The organism is Streptomyces spirodelae, assembly GCF_017676385.1.
Taxonomy (GTDB): domain Bacteria; phylum Actinomycetota; class Actinomycetes; order Streptomycetales; family Streptomycetaceae; genus Streptomyces; species Streptomyces spirodelae.
This window is the reverse complement of the sequence record NZ_JAFFZN010000014.1, coordinates 48,119-71,309: the sequence shown is the minus strand read 5'-3', so window position 1 is coordinate 71,309 and position 23,191 is coordinate 48,119. Positions and strand designations below refer to the sequence as shown.

Here is a 23,191-nt window from a genome sequence, read left to right as displayed (position 1 = left end):
CGAGGGATCTCCCATGCCTTCTCCAGGGCACTCACGCGCCGCCGCCCCCCTGTCGCCCTACTTGCCGTGCTCGTCGCGGTCGCCGTGCTCGCGGGCGACTCTGGTGAACATGCCCTTGATCAATTCCTCGTTGTCGACGTGCCCGTCCTTCATGTCGTCGAGCGCCTCATGAATGCTCACCAGACCGAGCACCAGCACCCCCGCCGCCTGCTCGATGGAGCGCTGGCTCGACTTGTATTCCTTCGCGAAGTTCTCACCCGTAGGGTCATCGCCCCACGGCTCCCCCAGACCGTCCAGCGTGGTGATCAACGTGGTCAGCGCCCGGCTCAACTTCCGGCTCTGCTCACCGAAGACCGGTGCCGCGAGCTTCAGCTCCGGCACCCCGATCCCCAGCACCTCACCACCCTTGCCCGCACCAGGTCCGTAGTCGGGAGTCGTGGCATGGTTCAACTGCATCCGCGGGGACACGTTGGGGTGAGTCATGGCAACCTCCTGCACTGCTCAGTCGATACGGTCGACCGCGTGGTCAGTCGCGGACGATGGACTGGATCTCCTCGAGGGTGATGTCCTGCTCGTAGGTGGACTGCCCGTTCGGAAGGGCTGGGTCGCCAGCTGGCGGGCCGTCGGGATCGGCGGAGTCGGTCCAGGTCACGTCCCACACCAGGGAGGCTTTGAACGGGTACGTGCCGTGCTCGCCGCCATTCCCAGAGGCCCGCTTGTAGCGGATGTTGCAGTTGGCGCCCTTCGAATCGACCTGGTAGCCGACCTCGACCTTCTCCAGGTCCTCGCGATACTGCCGGGTTTCTGGCCGTCGTCACTGCCGCAGGCTGACAGGCCGAGCGAGGCAGTGACGGCCGTCGCAGAGAACGAGGCATGACGGACGCTTCGCTTGCTCATCGACTTCAACTCCACCATGACGCATTAGCTTTGCGACCCAGTCGGTCCGGATCGCGCTCGACCCCCCGTGCGCCAAAAACACTCAAGTGTAATCACACGGTCACTCTGACAACAGTGCAACGGCCACTCCTCGGGTTACGTAGCACCCCATAGCGGGCGATAAAGACGCACCTGTCATTCACTGAGCGTGCACTGGTGAGTCACCCGAGCCGGCCCGACCGGCTCCCAGGATTCGTTGGACGCCGCCGCGACCCAACGATCGGGATCGGCATCGGGCGACGACGGCAGGTGGGAGAGCTTCGAACCATACGCACGCACTGGTGGCGGACGGGACGCTGAACATGGCCGATTCGTAGCCGCAGGGCCACGCTCCGGCAGGCCCCCAGCGGCGTCGCACAAGACGCTGACCTGAGCAACGTCTCCCCGCTCTCGATCGAGCGGCGGGCATGTGTGGCGCCGTCGGGGCGAGGGAGAAGGGCGGACCTGGGCATACGCACAGCACCCGCAATCACCAACCTTATGCCTGCTCAGCGAAACCACTGTCACCAGAGAGACAAGACCCGCTACCCCCAGCCGAAGAAGGGGGCCTTCGCGGCCTCCACCAGCCAATGCGCACTGCCTGGATCAGCCTCCGCAGTGTCCAGCTCGGGACGCGGCCCAACGCCAGATCACCGCCCCCCAGGGGGGCAGCCCACTCCCCTCACCAAGGAGGAGATCGCCCAGCTCACCAAGGACCTCGGGGACCTTACCGACCGGCTCCAGCAGGCCGCCCCGAACGCAAAGCACCGCTCTACGCGGCCTTCGGGCTCACGCTCACCTACGACCACAGCAAAAAGGCCGTGACTGTTGAGTCACGGCCAGAGAGCATCCGCACACGACGTGCAGAAGGTACGTGTCCGAGGGGGGACTCGAACCCCCACGCCCGATAAAGGGCACTAGCACCTCAAGCTAGCGCGTCTACCATTCCGCCACCCGGACTGGGCCGTGCCACGGTGATGTGCCGTGGCGACGGCCGTAACGATACCAAGGGTTGGGAGTGCTTCTCACCTGGGTTTCCTGGTGGGTTGCCCCATTTGTGATGTTTGTACGACTTTCTTCCCTTCGGGTGGGGTGCTAGGGGTGGCGCCTGCCGCGCAGGTAGGCGGCGGAGCGGCGCGCCGAGGAGAGGGAGCCGGCGGGGTTGGCGTCGGGGTCGACCGCGTCGTCGCGCTCCATGAGCCAGTGGTGGTCGGCGGGGCGGCCCCGGTGGCGGCCGCGCTTGAGGACGGTGCCGATGAAATGCTCGTAGTCGATGTCGCCGTCGCCGACGTCGACCATGTGGTAGCCGTCCGGGGAAGCCTCGTCGTGTTCGCCGTCCTTGACGTGGAAGAGGGGGTAGCGGTGCGGCGCCGCCAGTACGTAGTCGACCGGGTCGAAGGGGGCCGGGGTGCCGTCGGGGCGCACGCTGAAGCGGTACTTGCCGGCGAACGCCCAGTAGATGTCCATCTCCAGGTAGACCAGTTCGGGGTCGGTCTCGGCGAGCAGCACGTCGTAGAGGCGCACGTTCGGCTTGTCCTCGGCGAAGCCGAACTCCATCTGGTGGTTGTGCTGGTAGAACTTCAGGCCGCGGGCGCGCGCCGCCGCGCCGTAGGTGTTGAAGTCCTCCGCCGCGCGCTTCCAGCCGTCGACGGTCCGGCCGTAGCGGTCGGGGCTCGACGCCGTTCCCACATGGGGGACGCCGAGGGCCGCCGCGTCGTCGAGGACCTTCTCCAGCTGGGTGGCGAAGGTGTAGGCGGCGGGATCGTGGGAGTAGTAGCCGACGTGGCTGCCGATGCCGCGCAGCCCGTGGTCGCGCAGCAGGCGCTTGAGCCGCCGGAGAGTGATGTCGCCGGTGCCCTGGGTGTAGCCGGCGAACTCGACCGAGTCGTAGCCGTAGCGCTCCAGCTCCTTGAAGACGGCGCTGAAGCCGAGCGTCTGTATCTGGTCACGGACGGTGTACAGCTGGATGCCGAGCTTGCCGCGCGGGACGATCGGGCGGCAGCCGTGCCGGTCGGTCCCCGGGGCGGCTGCCGAGGCCGGCCGGCTGCTCAGGAGCGTGGCCGCCGTGGCGCCTGCCGCCACGCCCAGGAAGCCGCGGCGGCGCAGCTTGCGGTCCAGCTCCGTGTGCTCGTCGGTGTGCTCGGTGGAGTGTCTGCTGGTCATGAGGGGTCTCCCAGTGCGAGGTCGAGAAGCAGGCGTTTCACTTCGGTGGCGGGGAAGGGCCGGCCGCCGGCTGACGGTCCGTGTTCGCCGAGGGCCCCGGCGCGGGAGCACAGGAGCATCGGGCCCTCCTCGGGCCGGTCCGGCAGCCGTCCGTGGCTGCCGCGGATCGGGGTGGGGTCGAGGGGGACGACGGACATCCGGTAGCGCATGCCGGCCTTCTTGCGGGCCAGGGCCGCGGCGGCGCGCAGCTTGACGTAGGGGTCGTTCGGGTCCATGAAGAGCTCGACCGGGTCGTAGCCGGGCTTCCGGTGGATCTCCACGAGCTGCGCGAAGTCGGGGGCGCGGCGGTCGTCGAGCCAGTAGTAGTAGGTGAACCAGGCGTCGGGTTCGGCGACGGCGACGAGTTCGCCGGAGCGCGGGTGGTCCAGGCCCGCCTCCTTCTTGTCCGTCTCGTCCAGGAGCCGGTCCAGGCCGGGGAGTTCGGCCAGTGCCTCTCGGGTGGCGGGCAGGTCGGCCCGGTCGCGTACGTAGACGTGGGCGAGCTGGTGGTCGGCGACGGCGAAGGCGCGGGAGGCCCACGGGTCCAGGTACTCCATGACGTCCTGGGTGTGGACCTCCAGCAGTCCGGCGCGGCGCAGCGCGCGGTTGATGTCGATGTGGCGGCGTACGCGGGTGATGCCGTACTCGGAGAGGGCGACAACGGTGCGGCCCTCGGCGCGCGCGTCAGCCAGCAGCGGGGCGAGTGCGGCGTCCACGTCGGCGGCGGCGCGGTGGGCCCGGGGGTCGTCGGGGCCGTAGCGCTGGAGGTCGTAGTCGAGGTGGGGGACGTAGCACAGGGCGAGGTCGGGGTGGCGGGTGCGCAGGATGTGGCGGGTGGCGTTGATGATCCACTGCGAGGAGGTGAGGTTCGCGCCGGGGCCCCAGAAGGTGAACAGGGGGAAGTCGCCCAGTTCGGCGACCAGTTCGTCGTGGAGGGACGGCGGCCGGGTGTAGCAGTCCGGCTCCTTGCGGCCGTCCGCGTAGTAGATGGGGCGCGGGGTGACCGTCCAGTCGGTGTCCGCGCCCATCGCGTACCACCAGCAGATGTTCGCCACTGTGTAGCCCGGCTGCCGGGCGCGCGCCGCGTGCCACAGCTTCTCGCCGCCGACCAGCGCGTTGTGCTGGCGCCACAGCAGCACGTCGCCGAGTTCGCGGAAGTACCAGCCGTTGCCGACGATGCCGTGCCTCGAGGGGAGTTCGCCGGTGAGGAAGGTGGACTGGGCCGCGCAAGTGACGGCGGGGAGGACGGTGCGGAGGGGGGCCTGGGAGCCGCTGTCGGCCAGGGCGCGCAGGTTCGGCATCTGGTCCAGCAGGGCAGGGGTCAGCCCCACCACGTCGATGACCAGCAAGGGGGCGCTCACGGCAGCTCCTTGAGGCCGAGGTCGGTGAGCAGGTCGCGCGCGGTCGACAGCTCGGCTGCCAGACCGTCAGCGAGCTGTGCGCGGGTGGTGGGGCGCAGTGCGGGCGGGAGGGCCTGCCAGGTGTAGGTCTCCACCTCCAGGTGCCGGGTCAGCGGGGCCGGGCCGCCGACCAGGTGGCTGAGCGTCTCACCGAGCACCCCGGTGGTGGCCGTCAGCGGTGGGCTGAGCGGCGCGTGCAGCGGGACGTGGAAGTGGGAGCGCCACGGCCCGGTGGTGGGCAGTGCTCCGGGGGACAGCGCGCGGTCGAGGTCGTCGGTGGCGCGCAGGGTGCCTTCCGGGGTGCGGGCACGGGTCTGGTGCAGGAAGCGCGGCTCGGCGAACTCGGCCAGCGCCGCGCGCACTCGGGGGTCTTCGGGGTGTGCCGCGTGCAGCGCGGCGGACAGCTGGGACTTGACCACCGACAGGCCCGCCTCGCTGAGCGCGGCCAGCGCCTTGGCCGGGTTCTCGAAGGCGGTGGCCAGGTGGCAGGTGTCCACGCAGACGCCGATCCGGTGTGCGGGCGGGCCGTCCTCGCCGCTGAGCGCCTCGACGGCGTCGGCCGTGGTCTCCACGATGCAGCCGGGCTCGGGTTCGAGACCGACGCGGATGGAGCGGCCGGTCAGCTCCTCCAGCGCGTCCAGCCGCGCTGCCAGGGTGTGCAGCCGGGTCAGCGCACGGTGCCGGGCCTCGGCGTCGAAGCCGGTGCGCCAGGCGAGCGGCAGTGTGGAGATGCTGCCCTCTCGTACGTCGTCGGGCAGCAGCGCGGCCAGCAGCCGGGCGAGGTCGGTGGTGTGGTCCAGGCGCGCGTCGTCGGTCCAGTCGGGCCGGTAGACGCGGTATTTGACGTGCTCGTCGCCGAAGCCCTGGTACGGGAAGCCGTTCAGCGTGACGACTTCGAGGCCCGCCTGGTCGAGCCCCGAGCGCAGCCGGCGGACGGCCGCCGGGTCGTCGGTGAGGGTACGGGCCGCGTCGCGGGCCAGCCACAGGCCGATGCCGAGCCGGTCCCGGTGCAGCCTGCGGCGTACCGGCTCCGCGTACTCGGTCAGCTGTCGCAGTACGCCGTCGAGCTGCTCCGCGGCGTGGACGTTGGTGCAGTAGGCGAGGTGGACCGTGGTGCCGTCGGGGTGCCGGAATCGCATGGCCGCGCTCTCCTCACTCTCCGCCGCGCAGAATGGAGTTGCCCTGGTACAGCTGCTGTTCGTGCTCGCCCGGCGATACGCGGTCGAGGGCGAGGTCGAGATCGAGCCGTCCGCTCTGGCCGTAGAAGGCGACGGGGTTGTGCCACAGCACCTTCTCGACGTCGTTCTCGTCGAAGCCGGCGGCGAGCATCGCGTCGGCGACATGGCTGGTCTTGAGCGGGTCGCTGTGCCCCCAGTCGGCGGCGGAGTTGACCAGCACCCGCTCGGTGCCGTGGACCCGCAGGATGCGGACCATCCGGTCGGGGTCCATCTTGGTGTCGGGGTAGATGGAGAAGCCGAGCCAGCAGCCGCTGTCGGCCGCCGCGCCGACCGTGGTCTCGTTCAGGTGGTCGAGCACCACGCGCTCGGGCGGCAGCCCCGACTCCCGGAGCACGTCGAGTGTGCGGGCCAGTCCGGCCGCCTTGTCGCGGTGCGGGGTGTGCACGAGAGCGGGCAGCTCGTGGTCGAGGGCGAGCTGGAGCTGCGCTGCGAGCGCGGTGTCCTCGGCCGGTGTCATCGAGTCGTAGCCGACCTCACCGACCGCCACGACCCCGTCCTTGAGGAGGTAGCGCGGCAGCTCGTCCAGTACGGGCGTGCAGCGCGGGTCGTTGGCCTCTTTCGGGTTGAGCGCCAGGGTGCAGTGGTGGACGATGCCGTACTGGGCCGCGCGGTAGGGCTCCCAGCCCAGCAGCGAGTCGAAGTAGTCGAAGAACGTCTCGGGCGAGGTGCGGGGCTGGCCCAGCCAGAAGGACGGCTCGACCAGCGCGCGGACCCCGGCCGCGTGCATCGCGGCGTAGTCGTCGGTGGTGCGGGACGTCATATGGATGTGCGGGTCGAAGATGCGGCGGGTCGGCGTCGGCTGCTGCCTCGTCATCGGGCTTCACGCTCCTCGGTCTTTGTGAACCGGGCCAGTTCCAGCAGGTGTCCGAGGTCCTCGGGCACGGTGCGGCCCGCGGCGGTGCGCTCGCGCGCGTAGTCCTCCAGCATCCGGACGAGCTCGTCGTCCCCCGCCGCACGGTGTTCCAGCCCGGCCACGACGGCCAACGGCACTCCGGTGAACAGGCACTTGAGCACGCCCTGCCGCCATTGGTGCGCGTCCAGGTGAGCGGCGGCGTACGGGCCGAGCGCGGCAGCGATCAGCCGGGTGTCGTTGGCCCGCAACGCGTCCTCGACGAGGGCGAGGGCGCCTGCCGTGTCCGGTGGCGGGTCCAGATGCGGCAGCGCCAGCAGCACGGCGCGCCGCTCGTCCGCGGTGCCGCGGGTGTAGAGACGGGCGAGGGTGCCGGTATCGGGTGCTGCGGCGTGCAGGATGAGCACGCGGGCGGCGTCGACCGGGTCGGGCACGGTCGCCGTGGCTGCGCTGTCCCTGGGCGCCGGGTGGCATTTGCGGCCCGCGGTGACGAAGTGCAGCTCCCAGCGCGGGAGCCCGGGCGCGGCGCCGGGGCGGGAGGGGTCCGGAGCCGGGTCCGCCTGCGCTGCCGTGCCGGTGGACCCGCTCGTGCCTGTAGGTGCGCCATGCACACCCGTGTCCGTGTGCGCGCCGTGCCCACCCGTGTCCGTGTGCGCGCCGTGTCCACTCGTGCCCGTGTGCGCGCCGTGTCCACTCGTGCCCGTGTGCGCGTCCGCCGCTTCGGCCAGTGCCCGGTGCAGCCAGGCGCGGGACTCGGCGCTCAGGCACAGTTCCAGACCGGTGCGGAGGGAGGCGAGCGGGGTCAGCATGGGGCGTCCTCCTGCGGCATTGCGGCGGCCTTGGCCTCGGCGGTGGTCAGGAAGTCGAGGGAGGCGGCGGCGCGCTCGGGACCGGCGTGCGAATCGCGCGGCAGCTCCACCGTGACCAGCCCGTCGTAACCGGCCTCGCGCAGTGCGGCCAGCACCGGCGGGAAGTCGATCTCCCCTTCGCCGAACGGCAGATGCGTATGGACGCCGCGCCGCATGTCCTCGATCTGTACGTGCCGCAGCCATGGCGCGGACTCCCGCACGCAGTCGGCCGGTGCCCTGGGCTCCAGGCACTGGCAGTGCCCGATGTCGAGGGTGAGCCCGAGCTGCGCGGGGCTGCCGAGCGCGGTACGCAGCCGGTGGAAGCCTGCGAGGTCCGCCAGCAGATGGCCCGGCTCCGGCTCGACCGCCAGCGGTACGCCGGCCGCTGTGGCGCTCTCCAGTACGGAGCCGATGCCGTCGGCCAGCCGCCTCCAGCCCGCCTTCGGCGCGGTGCCGGGCGGGAGTTGCCCGCTGAAGCAGTGCACCGCGTGCGCGCCCAGGTCGGCGGCCACCCGTATAGCCTTCAGCAGCAGGTCCGTACGCGCGGCGCGGGCCTCGGCGTCCGGGTCGAGCAGCGTGGGGTGGTGCTTGCGGCGCGCGTCGAGCACATAGCGCGCCCCCGTCTCGACGGTGACCGTCAGCCCGTACCGCTCCAGCGCGCGGCCCACGTTCGCGGTTCGGGCCGCCAGGTCGGGCGCGAACGGGTCGAGGTGCATATGGTCGAGCGTCAGCCCGACGCCCGCGTAGCCGAGGTCGGCGAGGAGCGCGAGGGCGTCGTCGAGCCGGAGGTCGGCCAGGCCGTTGGTGCCGTAGGCGTAGCGGAGCGGGGAGTCGTGCCGGGTCGGGGTCATGTGGGGCTGACCTTCCGGGAGAGGCGCCGGGCGACGGGCAGCAGACCGAGCAGCACGAGCGCCGAGGTGGAACCGGCGGCCCGGCTCCGTCCCTGGCGAGGGGCGTCCGCACCGGCTGCGGCTGTGGGGGCGGCGCGGGCGGCGAGTGCGGCCTGGAGCGGGAGCATGGCGCGGATGCCACCGCCCACCGCGCGCTGCAGCAGCGGCGGCGAGGGGTTGAGCGCGGCGTGCGCCAGCGGACGGGCCGCCGTCCCGGCGTACGTGGCGCTCGCGGCCACCGTCAGCGGCGTATGCTGCCGCGCCAGCAGCCCGGCGATCGTGCCGACGGCCCCCAGCGCAAGAAGCGGCACGGCCGGAGCCCCGCCCTCCGCCTCCCGCCGTGAGACGGCGGTCACGGCGAGGGTGTGCGCGCCCATGACCGCGGCTGCGCCGAGGGGGCGTGCGGGGCCGTGGACGGGTGCGGGCGGTCCGTCGTCGTTCGCGGCCGTCGCCGTCGCGCCCAGCAGCACGTCGAGCGAGCGGGCGGCCGCCATGGCCACCGGTCCCGCAGGGGTGTGCTTGAGCCGCAGGTCGTACGCCCAGACGGTGGCGGCGAGCGCGGTGGCCGTGGCCAGCGGCAGCCGCCCGGCGCGGGCTGCGCACACCAGCCCGGCTGCCGTCAGCCCGGTGGCCGCCGCCAGCGCGGCCGTGGCGCTGATACGGCCCGAGGGCAGGGGCCGTTCGGGGCGCTCGCGGGCGTCGTCCTCCCGGTCCGCCCAGTCGTTGAGCGCCATGCCCGCCTCGTACAGGCACAGGGAAGCGCCCGCCGCCAGCGCCGTTCCCCGCCCAGGGGCGCGGCCGGCCGCCGCGGCGCCCACCAGCGCGTCACCTGGCACGCTCGACAGTGCCGAGATCCGCAGCAGCTGCGCCCAGGCCGCGAGGGGGCGGCCTGTCTTCGGACCGCCCGTCTTCACGCCGCCCGTCATCGGGGGGACCCGGCGAGACGGGAGGCGAGGTCCAGCAGGGCACGCCACTGGCCCGGCAGGTCGGCGGGGCCGTTGTCGGGGTCCTTGAAGTAGAAACCGAGCCCCGCCAGCGGGCCCGTGAGGCCCAGTCCGGCGGCGCGGGCCAGAAGGCGGGCCAGGTCGAGCACGAGAGGCGCCGCGAGGGCCGAGTCGCAGCCCTGCCAGGTGGTCTGCAGGACCATGCGGGAGCCGAGGAAGCCGTCGAAGGCGATGTGGTCCCAGGCGGTCTTCCAGTCCCCCATCGCCGGTACGTCGTCGATGTGCACCTCGCCCTCGGGGAGTTCGCCGAGGTTGTCGGCGAGCACCCGGGCCTTGCCCGCGTTCTTGGCCGCGGCCGCGGCCGGGTCGGCGAGGGCTGCACCGTCCCCGCCGCCCAGCAGATTGGTGCCGGACCAAGCCCGTACGGTCAGCGCGCGCTGCGCGAACATCGGTGCCAGCACGGAGCGGAGCAGCGTCTGACCTGTCTTGCCGTCGCGGCCCGCGTGGGGCACCGCGGCGCTGCGTGCCGCTTCGGTCAGCCGGGGATGGTGCAGCCCCGCCGACGGTGTGAAGTTCACATACGGGCACCCCGCGCGCAGCGCCGCAGCCGCGTAGAGGGAGCTGGGCGGGAGGGGACGCTGGGCCGTCTCCGGTGCCTCCGGCACGTCGGGTTCGGTGCTGGCGACGTTGACGACGACGGTACGGGCGAGGCCGTGGGTGCGGGTGAACTCCGTGATGTCCGCCGCGTATCGGGAGACCAGCTCCTCCGCCGCGGAGTCGTCCTCCACGGCGGGGGCGCCGGGGCGGATCTCCGCGTCGGCCGCCGCGAGCTCGGCGCGTAGCGCGCCGGGCAGGCCGTGCGGGACGACACCCGCCTCCGCGAGGGCTTCCGCCCGCTTGGGGAGCGGGCAGGAGGCGGTGTCGTGCCCGCCGAAGACGAGTGAGTCGAGGGGTGGGAGGGAGGAGTGGGCGAACGGGGCGGTCTCGGTGACCATGCCGGTGGGTGGGTGCAGGCCGGCGGCGAGGGCTGCGGCGCCGGTGATGGTGGTCGTCGCTACGGAGCCGCGGGCGCCGATGAGCCACACCCCGGTGCGGGGCGCCTGGCCGGCGGGGCTCGGGTTGTGGTGGGTCACGGTTTCCTCCCTCTTGCGGTGCCATGTGGGCGCCTGCGGCGGGCTGCCCCCGTCCCCGCCCGTTCCGCCCTGCGGAACGCCCCCCCACAACCGGGGGTTGGTGCCGTCACGGGTGGGCGGGCGGGTTGGTCAGCGCAGCTCGCGGATGCGGACGTTGCGGAAGGCGACCTTGTCCTCCTCTCCGTGGTTCTGGAGGCCCACATAGCCGTCGGTGAGGCTTCTGGCCGGGTCGGTGTTGGTGTAGTCGTTGATCAGTACGCCGTTGAGGTGGACCCGCAGCCGTTCGCCCTCGACCCGGATCTCGTAGGTGTTCCACTCCCCCGGCGGGTTCAGTGCCGCGTCCCGCGCCGCGAGGTCCGCCGACTGGAACCCGTAGACGGCGCCCGTGGTCTTCTCGTCCGCATCGGTGGCGTCGATCTGGATCTCGTACCCCTTCTCGACCGCCGACCAGGGATCGTCGGAGGCGGGGAAGCCGACGAAGACACCGGAGTTGTCGTCGCCGTCGGCGCTCGCCATCTTCCAGTCGAGCTTGAGCGAGTACGAGGAGGTGAACTCGCGCGCCGCGTACCACAGCAGTCCCATACCGCCGCGCGTGGTGAGCGTGCCGTCCGGGCTCTCCTCGAACGAGCCGGGGCCGGCCTGTTTCCAGCCTTCGAGGCCGGGCCCGTCGGCGGTCCCGTCGTACAGCGGGGTGTACCCGTTCTCCGGGCGGCAGTCGGCCTGTGCGGCACCCGTCGCGTACCGGATGCCGCCCAGCAGGTGCTTGCGGAAGGCGGGGTCGGCGTAGGACTCCTTGGTGTGGCCCGCGCCGGTGTAGAAGGCGCGGCCGCCCGCGTACTTCTGGCACCAGGCCAGCGGGTGGTCGTCGCCCATGGTGCCCCCGCTGTAGGAGCCCTCGTCCAGGGTGGCCAGGATGTGGGCCCGCTCGCGCGGGTTGGAGCGGTAGTTGTACCACTCGTCGGTGCGGTTCCAGCTCTCGCCCAGGTGAGCGGTGGCCGGGTGGCCGCGGTCCTCGATCTTCATCCGCGCGGGCTGGATCGCCGGGTGCGACTGGAAGTAGGCACCGACGAGTCCGCCGTACCACTTCCAGTCGTACTCGGTGTCGGCGGCGGCGTGCACGCCCACATAGCCGCCGCCCTTGCGGATGTACCTCTCGAAGGCGCGCTGCCCGCGCTGGTCGAGCACATCGCCAGTGGTGGACAGGAAGACGACCGCGTCGTACCGGGCCAGCTTCTTCGGTGTGAAAGCGGCGGCGTCCTCCGTCGCGTCGACGGCGAAGCCGTGCTCGGCGCCGAGTTGCCGGATGGCTTCGATTCCGTCGGGAATGGAGTCGTGCCGGAATCCGGCGGTCTTGGAGAAGACCAGTACCTTGCTGTCAGCGCGCTCTGGCAGCTGGGGCTCCGCCGCCTGGCTCGGCAGCGCGAAGGCTCCCGCCAGCAGGGCGGCGGCTGCCGCGGTGAGCGCGGTGCGGCGGCGGTGTGCCGAGGTCATGGCTCCTCCCCTCATCCGGTCGTCACCGTGAAGCTGTCCAGGTCGAAGAGGGCTCCGTCGCCGCCCGTGAAGACGAGGTAGAGCTTGTCCGCGCCGTCGGGCGCGCCCGCGATGCCGGTGCTCACCTCGCTCCAGCCGTCCGTCGCTGTGACCTGTGCGGTGCCCAGGAGCGGTCCATCCGGAGCGCCCGCGCGGACCTCGATGGCGCCCTGTGCCTTTCCGGCGACCCTGGCGGTGAGCTTGGTGACGCCGCCGGTCCGGTAGGGGTCGTAGGAGATCCACTGCCCGTTCTCGGCGCCGGTGACGGCCTTGCCGCCCTCGGCTCCGGCCGCCTCGCCCTTGGTCACTCCGTCCGCGGCGGTCGAGTAGTGCTCGGCCTGGCGGTGCTTGGGCTGGAGGATGCTCTGTCCGTGGCTGGTCAGCGGGGGCTGGCCATTGGCACCGCTGTCGGTGTAGGAGGCGTCGAAGACACCGAAGATGTTGGCGTTCGGGTCGTGTTCACCGTCGGCCTGCGTCTTGATGGTGCCCTTGCACCCCTTGGCGGAGGTCAGCGGGTGGCCGTGGCTGTCGTGGCCGAGGATGTAGGCGACCTCGACCCTGGAGCAGTCGATCTGCGGCTCCTCGGGGTCGGTGACCTGCACCTCGAAGGGGATCTCGTCGCCGAAGGAGAACGGCTGGCCGTCCGCCGGCAGCTTCAGTTGGACCTTGGGTGCGGTGTTGCCGACAGTGACGTGCACGCTCGCCGATCCGGTACGCCCGGAGGGGTCCTCGGCGGTGACGGTGGCTGTGTAGGTGCCGTTCGCCTGGTAGGTGTGGGTCGGGTTCGCCTCGGTGGAGGTCGCACCGTCGCCGAAGTCCCAGCTCAGCTCCAGCTCGTCGCCGTCCTCGTCGGTCGCCTCCGCGGAGAAGGCGATCTTCAGCGGTGCCTGCCCGTCGCTCACGTCGCTGCTGGCCTCGACGACGGGGCTGTGGCCCTCGGTGGCGTTCTCGATGCGGTACAGCGCCGAGTTCTCGTCGCCGCCGAACCAGTTGAGGCCGTAGTCGAGGACGTACAGCGCGCCGTCGGGGCCGAAGTCCATGTCCATGACCTGGGTGCCGGACCACGGGAAGTCGTTGATCTTCAGATTGCCGCCGTCGCGGTCCTGCTCGATGCGCTTGATCCAGCGACGGCCGAACTCACCGGCGAAGAAGTCGCCGTCGTAGCTCTTGGGGAACGCCACCGGGGAGTCGGACTTCCTGTCGTAGCGGTAGACGGGGCCGCCCATCGGGGACTCCGAGCCGTCGCCGAACTCGGGTACGGAGGCGCCGTCGTAAGGAATCCACGCGGGCTTCGCAGCGGGCAGCTTCGTCAGGCCGGTGTTGCGCGGCGAGGTGTTCCGCGGTGCGGCGCAGTCGAACTTCTCCCCGGATTCTCCGGTGGCGAAGTCGTAGTCGACATAGGGGTCGTTCTTGCCGGTGCAGTACGGCCAGCCGTAGTTGCCCGGCTTGGTCACCCGGGCGAACTCGACCTGACCCGCCGGACCGCGTTTCGGGTCGGCGGCGCCCGCGTCGGGCCCGTAGTCGCCCACGTAGACGGTGTCGGTCTTCTTGTCGACGTTCATCCGGAACGGGTTGCGGAAGCCCATGGCGTAGATCTCGGGCCGGGTCTTCTTCGTCCCCGGCCTGAAGAGGTTTCCGCGCGGGATCTTGTACGACCCGTCCTTCTTCACCTTGATCCGCAGGATCTTGCCGCGCAGGTCGTTGGTGTTGCCCGCCGAACGCTGTGCGTCGAAGGCCGGGTTGCGGTTCGCGCGCTCGTCGATGGGGGTGAAGCCGTCCGACTGGAACGGGTTGGAGTCGTCCCCTGTGGACAGCAGGAGGTTGCCCTTGGAGTCGAAGGCGATGTCGCCGCCCACGTGGCAGCAGGTGCCCCGGTTGGCGGGCACGTCGAGGATCTTCTTCTCGCTGCTCTTGTCGAGCGTGCCGTCCTTCTTGAGTACGAAGCGGGCGAGCCGGTTGACGCCGTCGAACTTCTTGAAGTCGGCCTCGGTTCCGGTGTCCGGGGCGTCGCCCTCAGGGGTGTCGAGCGGCGGCGCGTAGTAGAGGTAGACGAAACGGTTCTTGGAGAAGCGCGGGTCGACGCCGACGCCCTGCAGCCCCTCCTCGTCGTGGCTGTAGACGTCGAGTTGTCCGGCGACCTTGGTGTTGCCCTTGGCGTCGGTCAGCCGGAGGGTGCCCTCGCGCGAGGTGTGCAATACGGAGCGGTCGGGGAGGATCGCCATCGTCATCGGCTCGCCGGTCTCCGCCACCCCCTTGGCGAGGGTGACCTGCTGGAACTCGGCTGCCGCCGGCTGCTTGCCAGGGCTGTCGGCGGCTGAGGGGCCGGGCGCCGCCTGGGCCACCGCGATGGTGGCGCCGCTGAAGAGGAGGGCGCTCGCCAGGGCTGTGACGCGGGTGCGGAGTCTGCGGTGTCTTTTGTGCACAGCGGTTCCTCCTGGGAGGTAACGGGGTGGATGCCGTCATCTGCGGTGCCGTGCCGGTGCCGGGCTGTGCTTGTGCTGTGCTGGGCGCTGCGGCTGCGCTCTGGGGGCCGCGCTGTTGTCCCTTACGCCTCAAGGACGGTAGCGGCGTTTGTTTGGGGCGTGAACCCCTTTGACATTCCTCGGTGGGATTTTGTCCTCAGTCAGGACAAAGTCAGGGGCAACGGACCCGCCGCAGGGCTCAGTTGCCGAAGGCCGCGTCGAAGGAGGCGCTCGGCGGGTCGTAGTCGTAGGCCCGCAGCCGCGCCAGCGCCTCCGGCGCTCCGGCGAGCCGGTCCATCCCGGCGTCCTCCCACTCGACGGAGACAGGGCCGTCGTAACCGATGGCCCGCAGCATGCGGAAGACGTCCTCCCAGGCGACGTCGCCGTGCCCGGCGGAGACGAAGTCCCAGCCCCGGCGCGGGTCGCCCCACGGCAGGTGGGAGCCCAGCCTGCCGTTGCGGCCGTCCAGCCGCCGGCGGGCCTCCTTGCAGTCGACGTGGTAGATCCGATCCCGGTAGTCGTAGAGGAACCCGACCGGGTCGAGGTCCTGCCACACGAAGTGCGAGGGGTCGAAGTTGAGGCCGAAGGCGGGCCGGTGCTCGACCGCCTCCAGGGCGCGCTGCGTGGTCCAGTAGTCGTAGGCGATCTCGCTGGGGTGCACCTCGTGTGCGAAGCGCACGCCCTCCGCGTCGAAGACGTCGAGGATGGGGTTCCACCGCTCGGCGAAGTCCGTGTAGCCACGCTCGACCATCTCCGGCGGCGTGGGCGGGAACATGGCCACCAGATGCCAGATGGAGGAGCCCGTGAAGCCGATGACGGTCCGTACGCCGAGCGCGGCCGCTGCCCGCGCGGTGTCCTTCATCTCCTCTGCGGCCCTGCGGCGCACGCCCTCGGGGTCGCCGTCGCCCCAGATGCGCGGCGCGACGATGGCCTTGTGGCGCTCGTCGATGGGGCTGTCGCAGACGGCCTGGCCGGTCAGATGGTTGGAGATGGCCCAGCACTCCAGCCCGTACTTCTCCAGCAGTTGCCGCCTGCCGTCCACGTAACCGGGCTCGTGCAGCGCCTTGTCCACCTCGAAGTGGTCGCCCCAGCAGGCGAGTTCCAACCCGTCATAACCGAACTCCCGGGCCAGCCGGCAGACCTCTTCCAGCGGAAGGTCCGCCCACTGACCGGTGAACAATGTGAACTTACGTGGCATGGTGAGATCTCCTACGTTTGTCAGGGGCACCCGGCGAATGGTGCGTACCCGGGAACGTGGGCTGCGCTTGCCCACCCTGCGCCCTGGGGGCACCTCCCGGCCGGAGGCTGGGGGAGCAGACTGCCCAAGCTTCGCGGGCGGACCATTCCAGGGGCGCGGGGAACTGCGCGCGCAACCACATCGCGCCCGCAGGCCGCAGACGGCGGACAGGGGCAATCACCGCAACGCCCCAGCCTGAACCGGCGTATAAACGGAGTCCCTCGCCGCGCTCTCCTCGACCGCGGCCAGCACCCGCTGCACCTGCAACCCGTCATCGAACGAGGGCTCAGGCTGCGTGCCGGCGGCGATGGCCCGCACCAGGTCGCGGGCCTGGTGCGTGAAAGTGTGCTCGTAGCCCAGCCCGTGGCCCGGCGGCCACCACCCCTCCAGGTACGGGTGATCCTGCTCGGTGACGAGGATGCGGCGGAACCCGGCCTCATCCGCAGCCTGCGTGTGGTCATGGAAGTGCAGCTCGTTGAGCCGCTCCAGATCGAAGGCCAGCGACCCGAGCGTGCCGTTCAACTCCACCCGCAGCGCGTTCTTGCGGCCCGCGGCGACCCGGGTGACCTCGAACGAGGCGAGCGCTCCCGAGCCGAACCGCCCGGTGAAGACCGCCGCGTCGTCCACGGTGACCTCGCCCAGTTCGCCGTCCGGCTCGCCCTCGCGCAGCGGACGCTCCCTCACGAACGTCTCGGTCTGCGCGGAGACACCCGCCAGCGGGGACCCAGCCAGGTGCTGGGCGAGGTCGACGGCGTGCGCCCCCAGGTCGCCGAGCGCGCCGGAGCCCGCGGCCTCCTTGCGGAGCCGCCAGGCGAGCGGAAAGGCCGGGTCCACCAGCCAGTCCTGCAGATAGCTGACCCGTACGTGCCGCAGCTCGCCCAGCCTGCCGTCCGCGACCATGCGGCGGGCCAGCGCCAGCGCGGGTGTGCGGCGGTAGTTGAAGCCGACCATGGCGACCTGGCCGCGGGCCCGCGCCGCACGGGCCGCCTCCGCCATGGCCTCGGCCTCCTCGACCGTGTTGGCCAGCGGCTTCTCGCACAGCACGTGCTTGCCGGCCTGCAACGCGGCGACGGCGATCTCGGCGTGGCTGTCGCCGGGGGTGCAGATGTCGACCAGCTGGACGTCCGCGCGTGCGATCAGGGCCCGCCAGTCGGTCTCGGCCGCGGACCAGCCCAGCCGTCCGGCCGCGGCGCGCACGGCCGCCGGGTCACGCCCGCACACGGCGGCCAGCTGAGGGCTCAACGGCAGGTCGAAGACCCGCCCGACGGTGCGCCAGCCCTGCGAGTGCGCCTGGCCCATGAAGGCGTATCCGACCATTCCCACACCCAGGGGCGGCGCGGCGGCGGGCGCGGTGCTGTCGTACGGCATTGCGGTCCTCCCTCTCGGGGATTCCTCCGGCGGCGTCGGGCCGGGAGGTTCTCCAGATCTGCTTCAGCGGACGAACGGCCTGTCAGGTGAAGCCGATCGGGAGGTACTCGTCGACGTTCTTCTTGGTCACCACCGCGGAGTAGAGGGTGACGTGGGCCGGGATCTCGTACTCGGCCATTCCGGCGATGCCCTTGCCCTGGCCGAGGGCGCGGGCCAGGTCGATGGCGGAGGCCGCCATGGTGGGCGGGTAGAGGACGGTCGCCTTGATGACGCTGTCATCGTCCTTGATGGCCTGCATCACGCGCTTGGACCCGGCACCGCCGACCATCAGGAACTCGTCCCGGCCGGCCTGCTTGATGGCGCGTTCGGCGCCGACACCCTGGTCGTCGTCGTGGTTCCACAGCGCGTCGAAGCTCTTCTGTGCCTGGAGGAGTTGGGACATCTTCTGCTGTCCGGACTCGACGGTGAACTCGGCGGCCTGCCGGGCGACCTTCTTGATGTTGGGGTAGTTCTTGAGCGCGTCGTCGAACCCCTTGGTGCGCTCGCGGGTCAGCTCCAGGCTGTCGATCCCGGCCAGCTCGACGACTTCGGCGTTCTTCTTGTCCTTGAGCTGTTCGCCGATGTAGTGCCCCGCGTTGAGGCCCATTCCGTAGTTGTCGCCGCCGATCCAGCAGCGGTATGCCTGTTGCGAGGAGAAGATCCGGTCGAGGTTGACGACGGGTATCCCGGCGCGCATCGCTTTGAGGCCGACCTGGGTGAGTGCCTTGCCGTCGGCCGGCAGCACGACCAGCACGTCGACCTTCTTGTTGATGAGCGTCTCGACCTGGCCGACCTGGGTGGCGTTGTCGTTGGAGCCCTCGGTGGCCTCCAGGGTGACGTCCTGGTATTTCTTGGCCCGGTTCTTGGCCTGGGTGGTGATGGCGTTGAGCCAGCCGTGGTCGGCCTGCGGGCCCGCGAAGCCGATGGTGACCTTCTTGCCCGGCTTGGAGTCGGCCACTTCGGCGCCGGCCGACTCCTTGCCGTCGCCGTCGTTGTTCTCGTTGCTGGTGCAGCCCGCTGCCAGCAGGGCAGCGCCCGCTGCCGCGGTGCCGAAGAGCATGCTTCTGCGGCTGGTCGGGGTACGAGGTGCGCGTGGGATGTCGGTCATGACGAGGAACGACCCTTCTGGACCAGGACGGCCGCGACGATGATCGCGCCCTTGGCGATCTGCTGGATGTCCGTCTGGAGGTTGTTGAGGGCGAACAGATTGGTGATGGTGGTGAAGACCAGGACGCCGAGCACCGAGCCGAGGATGGTGCCGCGGCCCCCGCTGAGCAGGGTGCCGCCGATGATCGCCGCGGCGATGGCGTCGAGTTCGTAGAGGTTGCCGTTGGTGTTCTGGCCCGAGCCGGTGAGGACGATCAGCATGAACGCGGCGATGCCGCAGCACAGCCCGGAGAGCAGATAGAGCAGCAGCCGCTGCCGCTTGACGGCGATACCGGCCAGCCGGGAAGCCTCCGGATTGCCACCGACCGCCACCGTGCGCCGCCCGAACGTCGTCCGGTTGAGCAGCAGCCAGCCCAGGACACCGACGACGGCGAAGACGATCACGATGGGCGGCACGCCCAGTACGTAGGAGTCCTTGATGCCCAGGTCCAGGACGGCGTCGACGGTGACGACCTGCGTCTTGCCGTCACTGATCTGCAGCGCCAGGCCGCGTGCCGAGGCCAGCATGGCCAGGGTGGCGATGAACGGCACCATCGGCCCGTAGGCGACCAGCACCCCGTTGACCAGGCCGCAGCCGACGCCGACCAGCACGCTGCACAGCAGCATGCCGCCGAGGCCGAAGTCCTGGGTGGCCACCGTTGTCGCCCATACGGAGGCCAGCGCGACGATCGCGCCCACGGAGAGATCGATACCGCCGCCGATGATGACGAACGTGACGCCGACGGTCACGACCCCGATGACGGACGCCTGGGTGAGGATGAGGCGGAGGTTCTCCGCCGCGAGGAATTCGTCGGGCTTGGTGATCGCACCGACCACGGCCAGCGCGAGCAGCACGCCGACGAGGGAGAGCTGCCGCATGTCGAACGGCAGACGGCGGCTCGCCGAGCCCTCCTTCGCCGGGGGCGGCACCGGCTTGCTGGCCACGCTTGCTGGTGAGTTCATGAGAGGTCACCTTCGACGGGAGGGGGTCCGGTGGACGGGTGCGGAAGTGCTCATGCGGGACTCCGCATCACGAGATCGAGCACCCGGTGCTCGTCCAGCTCATGGGAGGGAGCCGAATGCACGACGCGGCCCTCACGGAGCACCAGCACCCGGTCGGCGAGCCCGAGAACCTCCGGCAGCTCGCTGGAGACGAGCAGCACGCACACCCCCGTATCGGCGAGCCGCCGGATGACGGCGTACAGCTCGGCGCGCGCACCGACGTCGACGCCGCGCGTCGGCTCGTCCAGCAGCAGCACTCGGCAGCCGCGCAGCAGCCAGCGGGCGAGGACGGCCTTTTGCTGATTGCCTCCGGAGAAGGTACGTACTGGGCGGTCGGGTTCGTCGGGGCTGAGCCCCAACTCGCGGGTGTGACGGCGGGCCTCGGCCCTCTCCCGCGCCCGGTCGAGCCAGCCGCCGCGCGAGAAGCGGGGCAGCGCGGAGACGGAGACATTACGGGTGACCGACTCCAGCATCAGCAGCGCCTGCGACTTGCGCTCCTCGGGTGCCAGGCCGATGCCGGCGCGTACGGCGGCGACGATGCTGCCGGGCCGCAGCGGCTTGCCGTCCACCAGGATGCGCCCGGCGGTGGGGCGGCGCGCGCCGTACAGCGTCTCCAGCAGCTCCGAGCGCCCCGACCCCACCAGGCCCGCCAGGCCGACGATCTCGCCCGGCCGCAGCTCCAGGTCGACCGACTCGAACTCGCCCTGGCGCGCCAGCCCTTCGGCAACCAGCACCGGCTCGGCGCGCGGCGCGTCGGCAGCCGTCTTCTCGGGGAAGGCGTACTGCACATCGCGGCCCGTCATCCGGGCGACGAGCTCGTCGGTCGGGGTGGTGCGCGCGGGCAGGTCGCGCGCTGCGACCCGGCCGTCCTTGAGAACGGAGACGCGGTCACCGATACGGCGGATCTCCTCCAGCCGGTGCGAGATGTAGACGACGGCGACGCCCTGTTCGGTCAGGTCCCCGACGATGCGGAAGAGGTTGTCGACCTCGTCGGGGTCGAGCGCCGCCGACGGCTCGTCCATGATGATCAGCCGTACGTCGTGCGAGAGGGCCCGTGCCATGGAGACGACCTGCGCCCCGGCGGCGGACAGGGAGCTCACCGGCGCCGCGGGGTCGATCTCGGGGTGCCCGAGCCGGGCCAGCAGCTCCGCCGTCCGCGCCCGTGCCTCGCGGGGCCGGACGATGCCGCGGGTGGCGATCTCGTGGCCCAGGAAGACGTTCTCGGCCACGGACACGTGCTCCACCAGGTCGAGTTCCTGGTAGATGGTGGCGATGCCCAGCCGCATCGCGGAGACGGGGGTGGGCAGCCGCACCCGCTTGCCCCGCCAGGTGATGTGGCCGCTGTCGGGCTGGTGGGCGCCGGCGAGCACCTTGATGAGGGTGGACTTGCCCGCCCCGTTCTGACCCAGCAGGCAGTGCACCTCGCCTTCCTCGACATCGAGGTCGACACCGTCGAGCGCACGGACACCTGGGAAGGATTTGGTTGTTCCGGACATCGTCAGCAGGGGCATGCGGGACCTCCGACCCAGTGGCCGTACGGGGTTCGCTGTGCGGTGCGGGGTTGCTGAGCTGCGCGAATTGCTGTGCCGTGCTGTTGAGCTGTGCTGTCGTGCTGTGCCGTACCGTGCCGTGGTGGCTTGGTGCCGTGGTGGCTTGGTGCCGTGGTGGCTTGGTGCGGTGATGCCTTCGTGCTGTTGCGGGGGACGGCGGTGCTACGCGGGCGAGAACAGGTGGTCGCTGGTGAGGCGGGCCGCGCCCGTCACCCCCGCGACCTGTCCCAGCTCGCCCAGGACGATGGGAAGGTTGCCGGTCGCCAAGGGCAGCGACTGGCGGTAGACCTGGGTGCGGATGCTGGCCAGCAGGGTGTGGCCGAGGCCGGTGACCCCGCCGCCGATGACCACGAGACCGGGGTTGAAGAAGCTGACGAGGCCGGCGATGACCTGGCCCACCCGGGCCCCGCCGTCGCGGATGAGATCGAGACAGGTGCCGTCCCCCGCCGAAGCTGCGGTGGACACGTCGGCCGCGCTGAGACGGCCGTTCTCCTCCAGCAGCCGGGCCAGCTCGGCCGAGCGGCCCTCGCGGGCCGCCTCCTCGGCGTCCCTGGCCAGCGCGGCACCGCCGAAGTACGCCTCCAGACAGCCCCGGTTGCCGCAGGCGCACTGGCGGCCGTCGGGCTCGACCTGGATGTGCCCGATGTCGCCCGCGCTGCCGGTGGTGCCCCGGTGCACCTCGCCGCCCGCCACGATGCCGCAGCCGATTCCGGTGCCGATCTTGACGCAGAAGAAGTCCCGCACCGAGCGCGCGACCCCGGCCTGCATCTCGCCCATGGCCATCAGGTTCACGTCGTTGTCGACCATCACCGGGCAGCCCAGTTCCTGGCTGAGCGCCTCCCGTACCGGGAAGCCGTCCCAGCCGGGCATGATCGGCGGCGCGACCGGCACGCCCTCCGGGAAGCGCACGGGTCCAGGCACTCCGATGCCGGCGCCGTCGAACCCTTCGGCGACTCCGCTGTCCCGCAGCTTCGCCACCATCGCCAGCACCTGGTCGAAGACAGCGACCGGGCCCTCGCGCACATCCATCGGCTGGTTGAGGTGGCCGAGGATCTCCAGCTCGGGGTTGGTGACGGCGACGTCGATGGAGGTGGCGCCGATGTCGACGCCCAGGAAGCGGAGCCCCGGCGCCAGCCGGATGTTGTGCGAGCGGCGCCCGCCGCGCGAGGCGGCGAGGCCGTCCGCGACGACCAGCCCCGTCTCCAGCAGCCGGTCGACCTCGACGGCCAGTTTGGAGCGGGACAGGTCGACCCGGTCCCCGAGTTCGGCGCGCGACCGCGGACCGCCGTCACGCAGCAGGCGGAGCAGGCGCGCCTGGTGCGCGTTCGCGGGCCGTGCAGTCATGCGCCTCACCGCTACCCCTCCAGCCGTATGTGTCGGCGTCGCGTCCGGGAATGCACGGGGAACGTAGCAGCGGCGACCCGGGTTGGGAAGAAGTTGTGCACGAACTGGTTCGACTTCTTCCCGTGAGTGGACAAAGCCGGGGGCTCACAGCGCGCGACCGGTTCCCTTAGGGTCGGAGCGAACGGGAGGTGAGGGCACATGGGCAGGGTCACGGCGCGACGCCCCGTCGTCCGCATCCGCGACGGAGCCGTCAGCACACGGCCTGACACCCTCGTGGCCGAGGAGCCGCTGGAGATCCGCCTCGACGGGAAGCCGCTGGCGGTCACCATGCGCACCCCGGGCGACGACTTCGCCCTGGCGGCCGGCTTCCTCGTCAGCGAGGGCGTCATCGCCTCGGCGGCGGACGACCTCGCCTCCATCGTCTACTGCGGCAGCGCCCGCGACGAGGACGGTGCCAGCACCTACAACACCGTGGACGTACGCCTGGCCCCGCACGTGCCGCTCCCCGACCTGCCCACACTGGAGCGCAACGTCTACACCACGTCCTCGTGCGGACTGTGCGGCAAGGCCAGCCTGGAGGCGGTTCGCACCACAGCGCGCTGGAAGCTGGACGGCGACCGGCCGCGTGACGTCAGCACCGAGCTGCTGGCCGGGCTGCCGGACCGGCTGCGCGCCGCCCAGCGGGTGTTCGCGCGTACGGGCGGCCTCCACGCGGCCGCGCTGTTCTCCCCCACCGGCGAGCTGCTGGACGTGTGCGAGGACGTGGGACGGCACAACGCCGTGGACAAGGTGGTGGGCCGCGCCGCGCAGCAGGGCGCGCTGCCGCTGCGCGACGCGCTGCTGATGGTCTCGGGCCGCGCCTCGTTCGAACTGGTGCAGAAGGCGGTGATGGCGGGCATTCCGCTGCTGGCCGCCGTCTCGGCTCCCTCGTCACTCGCCGTCGACCTGGCGGAGGAGACGGGCCTGACCCTGGTGGGCTTCCTGCGCGGCACCTCGATGAACATCTACACGGCCCCGCACCGCCTGAACCTCCCGCGGTAGGGAGCCCGCGAGGCGGCGAGCGCGGTGCCCCTTCTGTCACACCTACCCCCAG

19 protein-coding genes and 1 tRNA gene are annotated in these 23,191 nt (G+C 71.2%); 1 reads left to right on the top strand and 19 read right to left on the bottom strand.

The window, feature by feature from the left end; genetic code table 11:
- Window positions 1-57: 57 nt before the first annotated feature.
- From JW592_RS16665 to JW592_RS16580, 19 genes are all read right to left on the bottom strand, one after another.
- Entirely contained in the window at window positions 58-483 is a 426-nt protein-coding gene (locus tag JW592_RS16665; RefSeq protein ID WP_372446522.1) for a WXG100 family type VII secretion target, read from the bottom strand.
- Between the two features lie 43 nt (window positions 484-526).
- Window positions 527-652: a hypothetical protein gene (locus JW592_RS33215; protein ID WP_267878021.1), complete on the bottom strand. Its 126-nt coding sequence runs from the start codon at window positions 650-652 to the stop codon at window positions 527-529.
- A 1,138-nt stretch (window positions 653-1,790) separates the two neighbouring features.
- Window positions 1,791-1,875, bottom strand: a tRNA-Leu gene (locus JW592_RS16660).
- Window positions 1,876-2,010: 135 nt separating this feature from the next.
- The gene (locus tag JW592_RS16655; RefSeq protein ID WP_209265894.1) at window positions 2,011-3,078 is read right to left on the bottom strand and encodes a sugar phosphate isomerase/epimerase family protein; all 1,068 of its coding nucleotides are present in this window, start codon (window positions 3,076-3,078) and stop codon (window positions 2,011-2,013) included.
- Window positions 3,075-4,478, bottom strand: coding sequence for an alkaline phosphatase family protein (locus JW592_RS16650; RefSeq protein ID WP_209265893.1), 1,404 nt, complete (start codon window positions 4,476-4,478; stop codon window positions 3,075-3,077). Before JW592_RS16650 ends, JW592_RS16655 begins: the two co-directional genes overlap by 4 nt.
- A complete protein-coding gene (gene eboE, locus JW592_RS16645; RefSeq protein ID WP_209265892.1) occupies window positions 4,475-5,656 on the bottom strand; it encodes a metabolite traffic protein EboE in 1,182 nt (393 codons plus the stop codon). The genes JW592_RS16650 and eboE overlap by 4 nt, the downstream gene beginning before the upstream one ends.
- A gap of 13 nt (window positions 5,657-5,669) precedes the next feature.
- Window positions 5,670-6,569, bottom strand: a complete 900-nt coding sequence (locus JW592_RS16640) for a TatD family hydrolase (RefSeq protein ID WP_209265891.1) — start codon at window positions 6,567-6,569, stop codon at window positions 5,670-5,672.
- Window positions 6,566-7,414, bottom strand: coding sequence for an EboA domain-containing protein (locus tag JW592_RS16635; protein WP_209265890.1), 849 nt, complete (start codon window positions 7,412-7,414; stop codon window positions 6,566-6,568). The genes JW592_RS16640 and JW592_RS16635 overlap by 4 nt, the downstream gene beginning before the upstream one ends.
- The gene (locus tag JW592_RS16630; protein ID WP_209265889.1) at window positions 7,408-8,304 is read right to left on the bottom strand and encodes a sugar phosphate isomerase/epimerase family protein; all 897 of its coding nucleotides are present in this window, start codon (window positions 8,302-8,304) and stop codon (window positions 7,408-7,410) included. Before JW592_RS16630 ends, JW592_RS16635 begins: the two co-directional genes overlap by 7 nt.
- Window positions 8,301-9,269 (bottom strand): SCO3242 family prenyltransferase, encoded by a 969-nt coding sequence (locus JW592_RS16625; protein WP_209265888.1) that lies wholly within the window; start codon window positions 9,267-9,269, stop codon window positions 8,301-8,303. Before JW592_RS16625 ends, JW592_RS16630 begins: the two co-directional genes overlap by 4 nt.
- Window positions 9,266-10,420 carry an inositol-3-phosphate synthase gene (locus JW592_RS16620; protein ID WP_209265887.1) on the bottom strand — a complete coding sequence of 385 codons (1,155 nt, stop codon included), beginning with the start codon at window positions 10,418-10,420 and terminating at the stop codon, window positions 9,266-9,268. Before JW592_RS16620 ends, JW592_RS16625 begins: the two co-directional genes overlap by 4 nt.
- Before the next feature lie 129 nt (window positions 10,421-10,549).
- Complete coding sequence (locus JW592_RS16615) at window positions 10,550-11,911, bottom strand: ThuA domain-containing protein (RefSeq protein ID WP_209265886.1); 1,362 nt, start codon at window positions 11,909-11,911, stop codon at window positions 10,550-10,552.
- A gap of 11 nt (window positions 11,912-11,922) precedes the next feature.
- On the bottom strand, window positions 11,923-14,373 hold the full coding sequence (locus JW592_RS16610; RefSeq protein ID WP_209265885.1) for a PQQ-dependent sugar dehydrogenase: 2,451 nt from the start codon (window positions 14,371-14,373) through the stop codon (window positions 11,923-11,925).
- Window positions 14,374-14,611: 238 nt separating this feature from the next.
- Window positions 14,612-15,610 carry a sugar phosphate isomerase/epimerase family protein gene (locus tag JW592_RS16605; RefSeq protein WP_209265884.1) on the bottom strand — a complete coding sequence of 333 codons (999 nt, stop codon included), beginning with the start codon at window positions 15,608-15,610 and terminating at the stop codon, window positions 14,612-14,614.
- Window positions 15,611-15,826: 216 nt separating this feature from the next.
- The gene (locus JW592_RS16600; RefSeq protein ID WP_209265883.1) at window positions 15,827-17,017 is read right to left on the bottom strand and encodes a Gfo/Idh/MocA family protein; all 1,191 of its coding nucleotides are present in this window, start codon (window positions 17,015-17,017) and stop codon (window positions 15,827-15,829) included.
- 82 nt (window positions 17,018-17,099) lie between these two features.
- Entirely contained in the window at window positions 17,100-18,164 is a 1,065-nt protein-coding gene (locus JW592_RS16595) for a substrate-binding domain-containing protein (RefSeq protein WP_209265882.1), read from the bottom strand.
- Window positions 18,161-19,165, bottom strand: coding sequence for an ABC transporter permease (locus JW592_RS16590; RefSeq protein ID WP_209265881.1), 1,005 nt, complete (start codon window positions 19,163-19,165; stop codon window positions 18,161-18,163). The genes JW592_RS16595 and JW592_RS16590 overlap by 4 nt, the downstream gene beginning before the upstream one ends.
- A gap of 50 nt (window positions 19,166-19,215) precedes the next feature.
- Complete coding sequence (locus JW592_RS16585) at window positions 19,216-20,715, bottom strand: sugar ABC transporter ATP-binding protein (protein ID WP_209265880.1); 1,500 nt, start codon at window positions 20,713-20,715, stop codon at window positions 19,216-19,218.
- A gap of 201 nt (window positions 20,716-20,916) precedes the next feature.
- Window positions 20,917-22,098, bottom strand: a complete 1,182-nt coding sequence (locus tag JW592_RS16580; RefSeq protein WP_209265879.1) for an ROK family transcriptional regulator — start codon at window positions 22,096-22,098, stop codon at window positions 20,917-20,919.
- Window positions 22,099-22,296: 198 nt separating this feature from the next.
- Between JW592_RS16580 and fdhD the strand changes: the two genes are divergently transcribed.
- On the top strand, window positions 22,297-23,139 hold the full coding sequence (gene fdhD / locus JW592_RS16575; RefSeq protein ID WP_209265878.1) for a formate dehydrogenase accessory sulfurtransferase FdhD: 843 nt from the start codon (window positions 22,297-22,299) through the stop codon (window positions 23,137-23,139).
- Window positions 23,140-23,191: the final 52 nt, after the last annotated feature.

Coding starts and splice junctions, on each gene's coding strand:
- JW592_RS16605 (WP_209265884.1), bottom strand. CDS start 15,610: ATGCCACGTAAGTTCACATTGTTCACCGGTCAGTGGGCGGACCTTCCG.
- JW592_RS16585 (WP_209265880.1), bottom strand. CDS start 20,715: ATGCCCCTGCTGACGATGTCCGGAACAACCAAATCCTTCCCAGGTGTC.
- JW592_RS16640 (WP_209265891.1), bottom strand. CDS start 6,569: ATGACGAGGCAGCAGCCGACGCCGACCCGCCGCATCTTCGACCCGCAC.
- JW592_RS16595 (WP_209265882.1), bottom strand. CDS start 18,164: ATGACCGACATCCCACGCGCACCTCGTACCCCGACCAGCCGCAGAAGC.
- fdhD (WP_209265878.1), top strand. CDS start 22,297: ATGGGCAGGGTCACGGCGCGACGCCCCGTCGTCCGCATCCGCGACGGA.
- JW592_RS16625 (WP_209265888.1), bottom strand. CDS start 9,269: ATGACGGGCGGCGTGAAGACGGGCGGTCCGAAGACAGGCCGCCCCCTC.
- JW592_RS16665 (WP_372446522.1), bottom strand. CDS start 483: ATGACTCACCCCAACGTGTCCCCGCGGATGCAGTTGAACCATGCCACG.
- eboE (WP_209265892.1), bottom strand. CDS start 5,656: ATGCGATTCCGGCACCCCGACGGCACCACGGTCCACCTCGCCTACTGC.
- JW592_RS16600 (WP_209265883.1), bottom strand. CDS start 17,017: ATGCCGTACGACAGCACCGCGCCCGCCGCCGCGCCGCCCCTGGGTGTG.
- JW592_RS16615 (WP_209265886.1), bottom strand. CDS start 11,911: ATGACCTCGGCACACCGCCGCCGCACCGCGCTCACCGCGGCAGCCGCC.
- JW592_RS16590 (WP_209265881.1), bottom strand. CDS start 19,165: ATGAACTCACCAGCAAGCGTGGCCAGCAAGCCGGTGCCGCCCCCGGCG.
- JW592_RS16635 (WP_209265890.1), bottom strand. CDS start 7,414: ATGCTGACCCCGCTCGCCTCCCTCCGCACCGGTCTGGAACTGTGCCTG.
- JW592_RS16580 (WP_209265879.1), bottom strand. CDS start 22,098: ATGACTGCACGGCCCGCGAACGCGCACCAGGCGCGCCTGCTCCGCCTG.
- JW592_RS16630 (WP_209265889.1), bottom strand. CDS start 8,304: ATGACCCCGACCCGGCACGACTCCCCGCTCCGCTACGCCTACGGCACC.
- JW592_RS16655 (WP_209265894.1), bottom strand. CDS start 3,078: ATGACCAGCAGACACTCCACCGAGCACACCGACGAGCACACGGAGCTG.